At 58.6% G+C, this 13,227-nt stretch carries 9 protein-coding genes; all 9 read right to left on the reverse strand.

Annotated features, from left to right (window positions below; translation table 11 throughout):
• Positions 1 to 303 precede the first annotated feature (303 nt).
• On the reverse strand, positions 304 to 1,872 hold the full coding sequence (locus tag ACZ495_RS11565) for a transcription antitermination factor NusB (RefSeq protein WP_464262294.1): 1,569 nt from the start codon (positions 1,870 to 1,872) through the stop codon (positions 304 to 306).
• Positions 1,869 to 2,744, reverse strand: a complete 876-nt coding sequence (locus ACZ495_RS11570; RefSeq protein WP_012623665.1) for a DUF116 domain-containing protein — start codon at positions 2,742 to 2,744, stop codon at positions 1,869 to 1,871. Before ACZ495_RS11570 ends, ACZ495_RS11565 begins: the two co-directional genes overlap by 4 nt.
• Before the next feature lie 370 nt (positions 2,745 to 3,114).
• Positions 3,115 to 4,128 carry a methionyl-tRNA formyltransferase gene (gene fmt, locus ACZ495_RS11575; RefSeq protein WP_407845158.1) on the reverse strand — a complete coding sequence of 338 codons (1,014 nt, stop codon included), beginning with the start codon at positions 4,126 to 4,128 and terminating at the stop codon, positions 3,115 to 3,117.
• A complete protein-coding gene (gene def / locus ACZ495_RS11580; protein ID WP_012623663.1) occupies positions 4,101 to 4,619 on the reverse strand; it encodes a peptide deformylase in 519 nt (172 codons plus the stop codon). Before def ends, fmt begins: the two co-directional genes overlap by 28 nt.
• Before the next feature lie 41 nt (positions 4,620 to 4,660).
• Entirely contained in the window at positions 4,661 to 6,562 is a 1,902-nt protein-coding gene (gene aspS / locus ACZ495_RS11585) for an aspartate--tRNA ligase (protein ID WP_394026827.1), read from the reverse strand.
• A gap of 1 nt (position 6,563) precedes the next feature.
• Positions 6,564 to 7,814 carry a histidine--tRNA ligase gene (hisS, locus tag ACZ495_RS11590; RefSeq protein ID WP_464262295.1) on the reverse strand — a complete coding sequence of 417 codons (1,251 nt, stop codon included), beginning with the start codon at positions 7,812 to 7,814 and terminating at the stop codon, positions 6,564 to 6,566.
• 244 nt (positions 7,815 to 8,058) lie between these two features.
• Positions 8,059 to 9,462 (reverse strand): amidophosphoribosyltransferase, encoded by a 1,404-nt coding sequence (purF, locus tag ACZ495_RS11595; RefSeq protein ID WP_012623660.1) that lies wholly within the window; start codon positions 9,460 to 9,462, stop codon positions 8,059 to 8,061.
• Positions 9,463 to 9,467: 5 nt separating this feature from the next.
• Positions 9,468 to 10,382 carry a tetratricopeptide repeat protein gene (locus ACZ495_RS11600; RefSeq protein ID WP_464262296.1) on the reverse strand — a complete coding sequence of 305 codons (915 nt, stop codon included), beginning with the start codon at positions 10,380 to 10,382 and terminating at the stop codon, positions 9,468 to 9,470.
• 14 nt (positions 10,383 to 10,396) lie between these two features.
• Positions 10,397 to 12,955, reverse strand: coding sequence for a DNA gyrase subunit A (gene gyrA, locus ACZ495_RS11605; RefSeq protein ID WP_464262297.1), 2,559 nt, complete (start codon positions 12,953 to 12,955; stop codon positions 10,397 to 10,399).
• Positions 12,956 to 13,227 lie beyond the last annotated feature (272 nt).

The raw sequence follows: 13,227 nt of genomic DNA on the forward strand, positions 1-13,227 counted from the left end.
CCCTCTGCCGCCTGCACGGCGGGCGGCCAAAACCAAGCCAGGCAAGTACATCTAGAATACCGGCTCCAAGCCTGCCCCCTCGACCGCAGAGGCGGATCAAAAAGAAGACGGTAAACGCATTGCGCCAACATCCCCTGAAATATACTCAAAAACCGCATTGCGCATAGCAAAAAACAGGCTCCTTCCGGGATTGTCCCGGAAGGAGCCTGTTTTTTGCCATATACCTACGCCAGTTATGGCTTATAGCACAATCCGCCTTACGTTTTTTGTAACAGCCCGAATGCCCTGCCCCATTTTTACCTTTCAGCCTTTTTTGCGCAGTACAGCGCCAAACATTCCCTCAAGCCAGGGATGGCTGTGCCCTGTCTGCCACTGGCGTTCAATTGTCAGATCAGAATTATTTTCAAGCAGTTGGTCCACAGCACGTTCGTTTTCAGCCGGATTGAGGGTACAGGTTATATAGGCCAGTTCCCGGCCGGGCTGCAATATGTCGGCAAGCACGCGCAGCATGTTTTGTTGCAGGACTTCAAGTTCAGCAAGATGTTGCGGTTCCCGCCTGCGGATATCCGGCCTTCGGCCCAGCACTCCCAGACCGGAACAGGGCGCGTCCACCAGGATATGGCCGGGCCATTGCCCTACCGGAGGTCGGATGGCATCAGCCAGGCAGTGCGGCGGCACTGGCAATCCTAGTGTTGTGCACTGGGTGGGCAGCCCCCGCAAACGCGCAAAAGAACGGTCTGTACACAAACTCACCGGCACACCCCACTCCATCAGGGCCGTGCTTTTGCCGCCATGCCCGGCGCAGGCATCCCACACAGGTTCATGCCAGCGGTCCAGCCCAAGAGCGAGCAAAGCCTGCTGAGACCCGGCTGATTGCCAGCTTAATGCGCCCCGTGCCAGCCATTGCCTCAGGTCAAGGCCAAGGGCCTCGCGCGGCATGGTTCCGGGTGCGAAGGCAAGACCCCACTGCCCAATGGCAACGGGCTTATGGCCGTTGCCCTGACCCTCATTATTTTCATTCTTATCTACTCTATCTGCAATATCAGTATGATATTGTAAAGAATCTTGTTCTGTAGCACCGCTTTCTGTAGCCGCGCCGGATAATCCGGCTATCGCAGATGCGCGCCCTTCCGCCTGCGGAGCCGCCAAAACCGCGTGCAGAGCTGCACCATCGGTATGGCGGGCATTGATCCGCAATGCGGCCCAGGGACGTTCAAAAGAGCGTTGCATAAGCCTCAAGGCCGCCTCGTCACCATAGGCGGAACGCCAAAGCTCACCAATCCACAAGGGGATGGAATAAAAGATACATTTTCCCAAAAAACTGTCTGTGCCGCCCGCGCCATGCCGGTATTTTTTTACACCCGACTGCCCCGCATAAAAGGATGGCTGCGCCGGTTCTTCCCCCATGCGCTGCAAAGATCGCAATGCGCCGTTGGCGACCCGGGCCAGCCCCTGGCCAAAAAGTGCTCTTGCCTGTTCCACGGCTTCATAAACCACAGCATGGGACGGAACCTTGTCCTGAAACAGCAGGCCGTATACTGCCAGCGCCAGCAGTATCTGCATGGGCCGCGGCAGACCCTGGGGCCGTGGCAAAACCCTGCCCAACAGAAAATTCAGGCGCAGTTCGGTACGCAGGCAGCCATATACAAGCTCGGTGCACAGCGCCCTGTCCTGCGCTGAAAGCCCCTGGCATCTGCCGGCATTTGCGGTGCGGCTCTTTTCGCGCGAGTTGCCTGAAGCCCCGTGCGCCACAGGGGCGTCCAGAACAGCTGCAAGGGCCTGCTGGGCGCTCAGCCCGTCATCAACCAGCAACAGCGCCCGCAGGGCAGCCGTGCGGCCGTTACACGACAGCTTACGCAACGATATGCTCATGCTCGGCCCTCTCCATCAGGTATTACCGCATCGACAGACGGGCATTTTTCGCCTGCCTGTCCGTGTGCCGCCATATGTTCAAGCCCAAGAAACAGCCGCACGGCATCCTCGAGAGCCGCCAGCGGAACAAGGGTATCCAGACAGGGACCGTTGGGCCGCATGTTCAGCACGCCAAAAACCGGCAAGGGATAGCTGTCCTGTATGCCCGAGGTAAGATCGCGCTCGCAGGCCACGGCAATGATGCAGCGCGGTCTGGTCTGCACCACGATGCGACGTGCGATGGTTCCGCCGGTGGCTATGGCAAGCCGTATGCCGTACCTGTCACGCAGGTGCAGCAGATCCCCCACAGGGCACTGCCCGCAACGACGGCACAGGTCGGCATTGTGCACCAGGCGGTGCGGGCATGACGAACGCTGCACACAATGGGGCAGCAGCAAAAGCAGTTCTCCGGGCTGCACCGCCCTGCGGCAGGAAAGTACCAGCTCGTTGTTGACCTTGATGAAACTGCGGCGCACCTTGCCGCGTTCTATGCCCACAAATTTCGCCAGCAGCTCCATAAGCGGAAAAAACAGACGGATGGTGATATGGCGCACACTGCGCGCGCCGGGCAGGGCTTTGCCGGTATAGATGTGAAACACCAGCATGAGGCACAGCCACATGAGCCCCCCTATACTCACAAGGCCCACAGTAATGCTGAGGCGCTCAAGCCAGACCATGCCGTCCAGCAGGTCGGACCAGGGCAGGATGAGAAAAACAGCCAGCCCAAGACAGACCACCAGACAGGACGCCAGCATGAGTCCGATAAAGATGCGCTTGCGTGCGCCTCCATATTGTTCGGGCGGCAGCGAGAAGGGGGATTTACGCAGCTTCATGAAACCTCGGGGGAGCATAGCGGACATGAAAAAGGCCGATAAAAAGGCCCGGATTGAATAAAAATGGGCATATGGCTTTTTTTACGCCTCACAAGGGTCAGGCGCAATAAAGAGCCTTTACCCTTCCCACCATGCGAAAAAGAAAAAAAAGAGGCCCAAATGAGCCTCACCGGGGCAGATCAACTTTGAGGCAGCGGCGTGACCTGAAGGTCCGGCTCCAGTCTCCTCCGCTTCAGAACAGGAGAACCCCTGTCACAGACAAAAACAAGAAAAAAGTTTTTTGAGACTGTGACGTGGAAGGGGGAGGCCCTTTGGCAAGAGAGTCTTTTCCACAAGAAATTTCAATAATAAAATATGCTGACGACACCCGCTACAACGACTCTTCCGGCGATCGGGCCTCCCCGCACACACCCTGCGGCAGATTTTTCAAACTGCCGTTGAGCAGGTCACGCACCGGCATGTCCTTGCGGCCTTCAGGCCGCACCATGCCCAGGGTATACCAGCAGTCGCCGCAGGCAATGCTGATGTCCTGCCCGTCATGCCGTACACTTCCCGGCGCGGTACCTGCGGCGGTTTCTCCGATTGTTCCAGGTGAAACAATAAGCGGCATGCTCCGGGCTTCAAAGTCTGTTCCTGCATCCAGATGCAGTACCGTGCGCGCGCCGGGCCTGGGGGTAACCCCGCGTATCTGCGCATGGGCCTCGGCCGCGCTGCGCGTCCAGTTTATATAGCCGTCGCGCTTGCCCAGCTTGGCCGCATGGGTGGCAAGGCTTTCATCCTGTTCCACAGCCACCGCCCTGCCCTCCATCAGGTCGTCCAGAACGGTAACAAGCATCTCCGCGCCCAGTTCCGCCAGGGCGTCATGCAGGCTGCCCGAAGTGTGCTCGCCGATAGGAGTATCACCCATGGCATATACAGGCCCTGCATCAAGCCGGCTGCCTATACGCATTATGGATATACCCGCCCTGGCTCCAGGCTGCCAGCCTTCCATAACTGCGCGCTGTATGGGAGCCGCGCCGCGCAGGCCCGGCAGGATGGAGGCATGCACGTTGACCGGCGCAAGGCGAGGCATGTCCAGCACGGCATCAGGCAGAATAAGCCCGTACGCGGCCACAGCCAGCACATCGGGCCTGAAAGCCGCCAGCTCTGCCTGGGCTTCGGCGCCTTTAAGGCTGGCGGGCTGACAGACGGGAATGCCCAGTTCCAGCGCAAGTTTTTTCACGGCGGACATGGCGAGCTTTTGGCCGCGCCCCGCCGGACGGTCAGGCTGCGTATATACAGCGACAATATGGGCACGCGGCCAGGCCGCCAGTCTCCTCAGACTGGCGGCCGCAAAACCGGGAGTACCCATAAACACTATACGGCAGTCTTTCTCTTGAGCCATTTTTTTACCTTGCTGTCGTACAGGCTGCGCCGCAGGCGGCTGACCTTGTCAATAAAGAGTATGCCGTCAAGATGATCGTATTCGTGCTGCATGACAATGGCGTCAAAGTCTTCCAGATCTTCCTCAATGGCATTGCCGTCAAGGTCGGTGGCGCTCAGGTGCACCCTGCTCATGCGCTTCACGTCTGCCCGGTAGTTCATGGGCACGGAAAGGCATCCTTCCTGTTCACTGATGATCTCTTCGCCAGAGAGCGTCAGCACAGGGTTGATAAGCACACGGGGGTTGCGTTCATCTTTCTGGGCAGAAGGGTCCATAACCAGCATGCGTATATTGCGCCCCACCTGAGGCGCGGCAAGTCCCACGCCGGGGGCCTCATACATGGTTTCGAGCATGTCAGCGGCAAGCTGGCGGATTTCGTCCGTCACTTCCGCAACAGGCTCGCACACCTCTTTGAGGCGCGGATCAGGATAGGTAACAATATCAAGAATCATAGCTGCTTCCTTGTGCTCAAGGCCTTCCGGCCGGGCGGATTTTATTCCGCCTTTTCCGCCTCGCCGGGCTTGTCGGTCTTGCCTTTTTCGCCGGGCTGCTCACGCAGGCGCAACCCAAGCTCACGCAACTGTTTGGCCGCCACGGGCGAAGGCGCGTCCGTCATGAGGCAGGTGGCTTTTTGCGTTTTGGGGAAGGCAATGACGTCGCGGATGCTGCTGGCCCCTGCCAATAACATGATAAGGCGGTCAAGCCCGAAAGCAAGGCCGCCGTGCGGCGGAGCGCCGTGCTCCAACGCCTGGATAAGGAAGCCGAACTGGCTTTCGGCCTGCTCGGGTGTAAAACCCAGAGCTTCAAACATGCGGCGTTGTACCTCACCGGAATGGATGCGGATGGAGCCGCCGCCCACCTCACTGCCGTTGAGCACCATGTCATAGGCACGGGCACGGGCGCGGGCGGGGTCGCTGGTCATCAGCTCCATATGCCCGGGGGCCGGAGAGGTAAAGGGGTGATGGCAGGCCACGTAGCGCTTTTCTTCCTCATCGTATTCGTACAGGGGAAAGTCTGTAACCCAAAGGAAGTTAAAGGTGTTTTCGGGTATGAGGTTCATATGGTCCGCCAGGTGCACGCGCAGGTTGCCCAGTGCCGCATTGACCATGCCCGGTTCGCCCGCCTGGAAAAAGACAATGTCGCCCACCTGAAGATCCAGCGCCGCGGCAATGCCCTTGCGCTCCTCGTCGGAAAGAAACTTGGCAATGGGTGACTGCCATTCGTCGGCCTTGATCTTGATCCAGGCCAGACCCTGCGCACCGTAGATTTTCACAAATTCGGTAAAGGCGTCTATTTCCTTGCGGGTCATACTTTCGCCGCCGGGAACCCTCATGCCCTTGACCAGCGGAGCCGTGGCAAAAAGCTTGAAGCCCGAGCCGCGCACAATTTCGGTGATGTCCACAAGCTCCAGGCCAAAACGGGTATCGGGCTTGTCCACACCGTAGCGGGCCATGGCCTCGTCCCAGGGCATACGCGGGAACGGCAGGGAAAGTTCCTTGCCCATAACGTCCCTGAATACCCGGGCCATGAGCTTTTCTGCCATGCCCATAACTGTTTCTTCGTCCGCGAAGCTCATTTCGATGTCCACCTGGGTGAACTCGGGCTGGCGGTCGGCGCGCAGATCTTCATCCCGGAAGCAGCGCACTATCTGGAAATAGCGGTCCATGCCCGCCACCATGAGCAACTGCTTGAAAAGCTGCGGCGATTGCGGCAAGGCGTAAAATTCGCCCGTATTCAGACGGCTGGGAACCAGAAAATCGCGTGCGCCCTCAGGCGTGGACTTGGTAAGCACGGGTGTTTCCACTTCCACAAAACCGTCTTCGTCCAGATGCCGGCGTATGCACTGGGCCACCTTGTGGCGCAGACGCAGGTTGTCCTGCATGCGCGGGCGCCGCAGATCAAGATAGCGCCAGGCAAGGCGCAGGTTCTCGCCCGCATCACAACGGTTTTCAATGGTAAAGGGCGGGGTTTTGGAAGTATTGAGCAACTTCCATTCCGTCACCACAACCTCGATTTCGCCGGTGACCATGTTGGGATTGACCATACCCTCGGGGCGCGGGCGCACCAGACCCTTTATGGCCAGCACGTATTCCGAACGCAGGATATGCGCGTTTTTATGGGCTTCTGGGGCGGCATCAGGGCTGAAGACCACCTGGGTAAGCCCCGAACGGTCGCGCAGGTCTACAAAGATAAGGCCGCCGTGGTCGCGCCGGTACTGCACCCAGCCCATCAGGCAGACTTCCTGCCCGTTATTGGCAAGGGTCAGTTCACCGCAGGTCTGGCTGCGGTGCCAGTCGCCAAGGCCGGTGATATACTTCTGGTGTTCCTGCTGTACGTCCTGGCCCTGCGCGGCCGCCTGGGCCGTCTGCTCCGCCATCTGGCTTTCTTCAGTCATGTCAGTTGGTTCCCGTTTGCAAAATGTGTAGTGCCTGGGCTTGCGGCACAGTGGTCTGTTCTCCGCTTTCCAGATTTTTTACAACCACAGTGTTCTGGGCCGCTTCGTCCGGTCCCATGATGAGGCAATACCGCGCGCCGGATTTTCCGGCCTGCCGCATAAGACTTTTAAAGCCCGCCTCACTGAAATTCATCTCGCCCCGCAGGCCGGCGGCGCGCAGGGTTTGCGCCAGGGCGTAACCCTGCGCCCTGCTCTGCGCATCCATGCCCACAAGGTAAAAATCAGCCGGAACAGCCGCCCCGGCACCCATCATAAGGGCCAGGCGCTCCATACCGGCGGCAAAGCCCACGCCAGGGGCATCAGGACCGCCGAGGCTCCTGATAAGCCCGTCATAACGGCCGCCGCCCGCCACCGCCGCCTGTGCGCCAATACTGCCGCTTACCACCTCAAAGGTGGTGCGGCAATAGTAGTCAAGCCCGCGCACGAGCCTGTGGTCAAGCTCAAAGGGCAGCTTTTCACCGTTAAGCAGGCCGAGCACCGTATCAAAATGCGCCCTGCACTCCGGACAGTTATAATCCAGCAGTTTCGGGGCCGCATCGGTGATGGCCCGGCAGCCGGGCTGTTTGCAGTCCAGCACACGCAAGGGATTGGTGTGCACCCTACGGGCGCAGTCCGCGCAGAGGGCGGCACTGTCCACGGTTTCAAGATAGGCCAGCAGTGCGTCCTTGAACTTTGGACGACACTGCGAACAGCCCAGGGAGTTGACCTTGAGGGTCAGATCTTCAAGCCCCAGGGCATCAAGAAAACGCAGCAGCATGCTGATAAGGTCGGCATCGGCGTACGGGCTGTGCGAACCCAGGCACTCGCAGTTGATCTGGTGGAACTGCCGCATGCGGCCCTTTTGCGGCCGCTCGTAGCGGAACATGGGACCTGTGGTGAACAGACGGCTGACCGCTTCCCTGTTGGCAAGGCCGCTTTCAATGTAGGCACGCATAACGCCCGCCGTAGCCTCCGGCCGCAGGGTAAGCGACCTGTCCTTGCGGTCGGGAAAGGTATACATTTCTTTTTGCACCACATCGGTTTCTTCACCGATGGAGCGCTGAAAAAGCTCGGTAAACTCCACTATGGGCGTACGCAGTTCCACAAAGCCGTAGCGGCCGAAAATATCCCGCGCGGTGTTTTCCATGCGGGTAAAGATGTCGCTGTCCGGCGGAAACATGTCCGCAAAGCCCTTGATACGTGCAATACTCATGTCGTCCTCAATAGTGGCGCAATAAGAAAATTTCGCCTTAACATTGCCCTGACGCTGCACAGGCAGACGTCTTTGCAAGGTGCGCGGCTTCAGCCGTTGCCGAAAGGTGTACGGATAAAGGCGGCAGCACTGTGTATCTGCGCTGTCAAGGCCACAGCGAGCGCCGTAATTATTTGAGCATATACATCCCAAAACTAAAATGTTCCGGCGCTCCCGGCCCTGAATTTCGGCCCGGGGCCAGAAATTAGCGTGAACCGCAGGAGCCTTCAAGCTTAAACTTGTCGCCGCATTCCTCGCAAGGCACGGGGTACTCTCCGGTAAAACAGGCCATACAGTAGTGCTGCGGTTTACTCACAGACCCCATGAGCCCTTCAATACTCAAATAATGCAAGGAATCCACATCCAGTTTGCGCTGTATCTCTTCCAGGCTGTGTTGCGCGGCAATAAGCTCTCCCCGCGATGAGAAGTCGATGCCGTAGTGACAGGGTGACATGACCGGCGGCGAAGAAATACGTATGTGCACCTCTTTTGCCCCCAGCTCGCGCAGTTTTTTTACACGGGTCATCATGGTTGTGCCGCGTACAATACTGTCGTCGATAATGCAGATGCGCTTTCCTTCTATCATTTCACGCACGGGATTGATCTTTACCCGTACGCCGAAGCTGCGCATGCTCTGCGAAGGCTGGATAAACGTGCGCCCAACATAGTGGTTACGTATCATGGCATGCTCGTAGTGCAGGCCGGAACGCTGCGCGAACCCCAGGGCCGGGTAAATACCCGAGTCAGGAAAAGGCATGACAAAATCCACATCCGGCGCGGATTCCATCGCCAGGTTCCAGCCCATTTTTTTACGGCATTGATACACCTGTTCGTCAAAAACATACGAGTCCGGCCGGGCAAAATAGATCAGCTCAAAAATGCACTGGGCGGGCTTTTCGGGCATGGGACCTATGAGGCGCTCGCTGCGCACGCTGTTGCCTTCCACCACAACCACTTCGCCCGGTTCAACCGTACGCACGAATTCGGCTTCAAGCAGGTCAAAGGCACAGGTTTCAGAGGCAAAGACAGGGCTGCCGTTCATGCGGCCGAAGGCAAGCGGATGAAAACCGTGGGGGTCGCGCACGGCTACCATCACGCCGTCAGCCATGACCAGAAGGCAATAGGCCCCCTGCACCCTGTAACAGGCTTCCTTGACGGCCCCAGGCAGATCATTGTGGCGCAGGGCGCGTACCAGAAGGTGCATGAACACTTCAGTGTCATTGCTGGTAGAAAAAATGGCCCCTTCGTTTTCCAGGTCTTCGCGCAGTTGGGCGGCGTTGACCAGGTTGCCGTTATGGGCCAGCGCAATGGCCCTGCCCTTGTAATTGGCAAGAAAAGGCTGGGCGTTGCCGCTGGACGAACTGCCTGTGGTGGAGTAGCGCACATGCCCCACAGCGTGACGCCCCACAAGACGCTGGAGGTCAGCTTCGGAAAACACGTCGGGTACAAGGCCCATACCCCTGTGTTCATTGACGGCCTTGCCGTCAAAAGTGACTATGCCCGCGCTTTCCTGTCCCCGGTGCTGCTGGGCATAAAGGCCGAAATAGGCCAGACGGGCAGCATCGTCATGGTCATAAATGCCGAAAACACCGCATTCGTGCTTAATCATAAGCCTTACTTCTTCAGTTTTTTGCGCAAATGCGCAATGCGATTGTCGATGACCGACGGATTGGGGTATGCGTCGCGCGCCAGTTCAAACTGTTTCAGGGCTTCTGTGCCCTTGCCCAGCTGTTCCAGGGCATCGGCCAGCAGATAGCCGGCCAGCCCGCGCAGATTCTGGTCAGGGTCGCTGTCCAGTATCTGCTGTGAAAGATCGGCCACATCTTGCCAGCGCTCCCGGGCCATGTTCTGGTCAGCAAGATCATACATGCACATGATCTTGTCATGGTCCGGCAGGGGCAGGCCCAGGCACTGCTGAAGCGTGTCCTCTCCGGCATCGAAACGCCGCAGGCTGAACTGCATGGCCGCCAGACGCCGGTGTCCTTCAAGTATCTGCTCCGGCCCGAGGCCGCCAAGCCCTATGTAGGCGTTCCATAAATCCACGGCGCGCTCATGGCGATGCAGGCTTTCATTGACCTCAGCCATGCGCCGCAGGACGATCGCGCTGCGGGCGTCGTCGTCCATATACTCTTCCAGCATGGTTTCAAGATATTCCAGGCTGGCGCGGGGTTCCTGCCCCGCGGCATTGACGACCAGCAGCAACTGCTGCCAGGCTTCCCAACGGTCGTCCGCATTCTGGCTGTCCTGTGCCTCACGCAGATAACGCTCAAGCAGCCTTTCCGCAAGGGACCACTGGCGCTGCGCCACAGCCTCCCTGGCCTGGGAAAGATCGTCGCCCTGCAATACCGGGTTGTCGCAGCCTGCAAGGCCAAGACAGAAACAAAAAGCCACGGCCAGCGCAAGTCCGCGCACACTGCCGCCCAGCGGAAAAAGAAAAAAACCGCGTCCGCCCGAGGGACGTTGCCGTCCTTCAGGTGGACAGGGGGGCAGTGCCCCCCTGAAACCACGTTTTTCAGCAGTGAAAAACATTATGCAGATCCATCTCAGGCGTCTTCGCCTGTCCCGCCTTCACCTGCCCCCCTGTCTGCAAGGGCGGAAGAGGGCGCGTCCTGAGCCACGGGCGCGCTGCCTTCCGGCACGGCGTCCTCGTCCATATCTTCGCTCAGGTCACGGCCGGTCTGGCCGCCTTCATCCACGCGGTCAAAGCCCACCACATGCGCGCCCTCGTCCAGGCGCACGAGCATCACGCCCATTGTGGCGCGGCCCTTGCTGCGTACTTCATCCAGACCTATGCGCACAATCTTGTTGGCTGAAGTGAGCAGGATCAGGCTGTCATCATCACGCACGGGCATGGCGCCCACCACAGGCCCGGTCTTGCCGGTAACCTTGAAGTTGATGATGCCCTTGCCCCCGCGCGACTGCAGGCGATACAGCTCGATGCTGGTACGCTTGCCGAAGCCGTTGGCGGAAATGGACATGATTTCGGTGGTCTGGTCCGTTTCCTTCACAATGACCCCGGCCACCACAAAGTCCTGCCTGCGCAGGGCAATGCCCTTGACGCCCGTGGCCACACGGCCCATGGGGCGCACATCCTTGCAGGAAAAACGTATGGCTATGCCGTCGGCCGTAGCCAGCACAATATGACTGTCGTTGCGTATGGGGCGCACCACCACAAGCTCGTCGTCTTCGCGCAGGCCCACGGCCATAAGTCCGGTCTTGCGGCAACGGGCGTACAGAGAGGCCGAAGAGCGCTTGACCATGCCGCGCTTGGTCACAAAGAGGAAGTACTTGTCCTCGGCAAATTCGCGCAGGGCAAGCACGGTTGTGACCCATTCACCGTCTTCAAGAGGCAGCAGGTTGTTGATGTGTACGCCCTTGGCCGTGCGGCTGCCTTCAGGAACCTGATGCACCTTGAGCTGGTGCATGCGGCCCTTGTTGGTGAAGAGGCACAGGAACTGATGGTTGGTAGTGCTCAAAAACTCCTGCACATAGTCATCGTCAGAGGTATACAGGGCGGCGATACCCTTGCCCCCGCGCTTCTGCTGCTGGTAGTTTTCAAGCCCGGTGCGCTTCATATAGCCGCGACGCGACAGGGTGATGACCACGTCTTCATCAGGAATGAGGTCTTCAATGTCAATGTCGGTAAGAGCTTCGCGCAGCACTTCTGTGCGGCGCGGCGTGGCGAACGTTTCGCGGATTTCGCGTATCTCGCGCTTGAGTTCGCCGCGCAGCACTTCGGTATTTTCAAGAATCGAACGGTAGAATTCGATCTTTTGCAGAAGGTCCTTGTACTCGGCCATGAGTTCTTCACGCTGCAGGCCCGTAAGACGCTGCAAACGCATTTCAAGAATGGCCTTGGCCTGAAGTTCGGAAAGCTCAAAGCGCTTCATGAGGGCAGCGCGCGCTTCGTCCGGGCTGGCCGAAGCACGGATAAGAGCCACAACTTCATCAATATTGTCGATGGCAACGCGCAGGCCTTCAAGAATATGGGCGCGGGCCTCGGCTTTTTCAAGATCATAGCGGGTGCGGCGGATAACCACCTCACGCCTGTGGTCCACAAAGCAGGTAAGCGCGCTTTTAAGGTTCAAAAGCTGCGGACGGTTGTCCACCACGGCCAGCATATTGATGCCGAAGCTCGATTCCAGCGGCGTGAATTTGTAAAGCGCGTTGATGACGATCTCGGGAATGGTTCCCCGCTTGAGATCGATGACCACGCGGATGCCCCTGCGGTCGGATTCGTCACGCAGGTCGGTAATGCCGTCAATCTTGCGGTCATTGACCAGAGCCGCGATCTTTTCTACCAGAGAAGACTTGTTCAGCCCATAGGGGATTTCCCTGATGACGATGGACTGTGCGCTTTTCTTGCGGTCTTCGATTTCCATGCGGCCGCGCACTTTCACCGTGCCGCGTCCGGTGTGGTAGGCGTCGTACAGCCCCTTGCCCGCGTAAACATAGCCGCTGGTGGGGAAGTCCGGGCCTTTCACATGCTCCATAAGGTCATCAATGCTGCACTGGGGATCGTCCAGAAGCAGTTGCAGGGCATCGCACAGTTCGCCAAGATTATGGGGCGGAATATTGGTGGCCATGCCCACGGCAATACCCGAGCTGCCGTTGAGCAGCAGGTTGGGAACCTTGCTGGGCATAACCGTGGGTTCCTGCAAGGTATTGTCGTAGTTGGGGCGAAAATCCACCGTGTTCTTGTCCAGATCGCCCAGAAATTCCTGAGCCAGCTTGGACATGCGCACTTCGGTATAACGCATGGCCGCCGGGGCGTCGCCGTCAATGGAGCCGAAGTTTCCCTGCCCGTCCACCAGGGGGTCGCGCATGGAAAAATCCTGCGCCAGACGCACCAGGGCATCATACACAGCCGAGTCGCCGTGCGGGTGATATTTACCGATCACGTCACCGACGATGCGGGCGGACTTTTTGTGTGGACGGTTATAGTTGTTGGCAAGTTCGTACTGCGCAAACATGATGCGCCTGTGAACGGGCTTGAGACCGTCACGGGCGTCAGGAATGGCGCGGCCGATGATGACCGAAAGGGAATACTCCAGGTACGACTTGCGGAGTTCAGTTTCTATGCTTATCTGCGGCTGCTGCATTTCTGCCACTGCTGGCCTCGCTAAGTAATGATGTTGGGTGGATGCAAACTGTCTGCGGCGGTTCAGGGACGCTGTGCCCCCCGAAGTTCCGTACGGAACTGCCCTAACTGTTCATGCCACTCCCTATAAAAGTTTTTTGGGATACCCCGGGAAAGGGTTCTTTTCAGACTGCCGTGCGGCACTCTCCGGCAGGGCGCTTTCCTGACCGCAAGGCGGCCGCCAAGCGAACAGCAGAGCTGAAGGCTCCCCCCCTGCTTTGCCCAAAAAACCTT

The sequence above is a fragment of the Desulfovibrio sp. GTC20076 genome (assembly GCF_055385905.1).

Excerpts from the sequence above, each read along its gene's own strand:
- ACZ495_RS11565 (WP_464262294.1), bottom strand. The coding sequence starts at position 1,872 with ATGAGCATATCGTTGCGTAAGCTGTCGTGTAACGGCCGCACGGCTGCC.
- ACZ495_RS11570 (WP_012623665.1), bottom strand. The coding sequence starts at position 2,744 with ATGAAGCTGCGTAAATCCCCCTTCTCGCTGCCGCCCGAACAATATGGA.
- fmt (WP_407845158.1), bottom strand. The coding sequence starts at position 4,128 with ATGGCTCAAGAGAAAGACTGCCGTATAGTGTTTATGGGTACTCCCGGT.
- def (WP_012623663.1), bottom strand. The coding sequence starts at position 4,619 with ATGATTCTTGATATTGTTACCTATCCTGATCCGCGCCTCAAAGAGGTG.
- aspS (WP_394026827.1), bottom strand. The coding sequence starts at position 6,562 with ATGACTGAAGAAAGCCAGATGGCGGAGCAGACGGCCCAGGCGGCCGCG.
- hisS (WP_464262295.1), bottom strand. The coding sequence starts at position 7,814 with ATGAGTATTGCACGTATCAAGGGCTTTGCGGACATGTTTCCGCCGGAC.
- purF (WP_012623660.1), bottom strand. The coding sequence starts at position 9,462 with ATGATTAAGCACGAATGCGGTGTTTTCGGCATTTATGACCATGACGAT.
- ACZ495_RS11600 (WP_464262296.1), bottom strand. The coding sequence starts at position 10,382 with ATGTTTTTCACTGCTGAAAAACGTGGTTTCAGGGGGGCACTGCCCCCC.
- gyrA (WP_464262297.1), bottom strand. The coding sequence starts at position 12,955 with ATGCAGCAGCCGCAGATAAGCATAGAAACTGAACTCCGCAAGTCGTAC.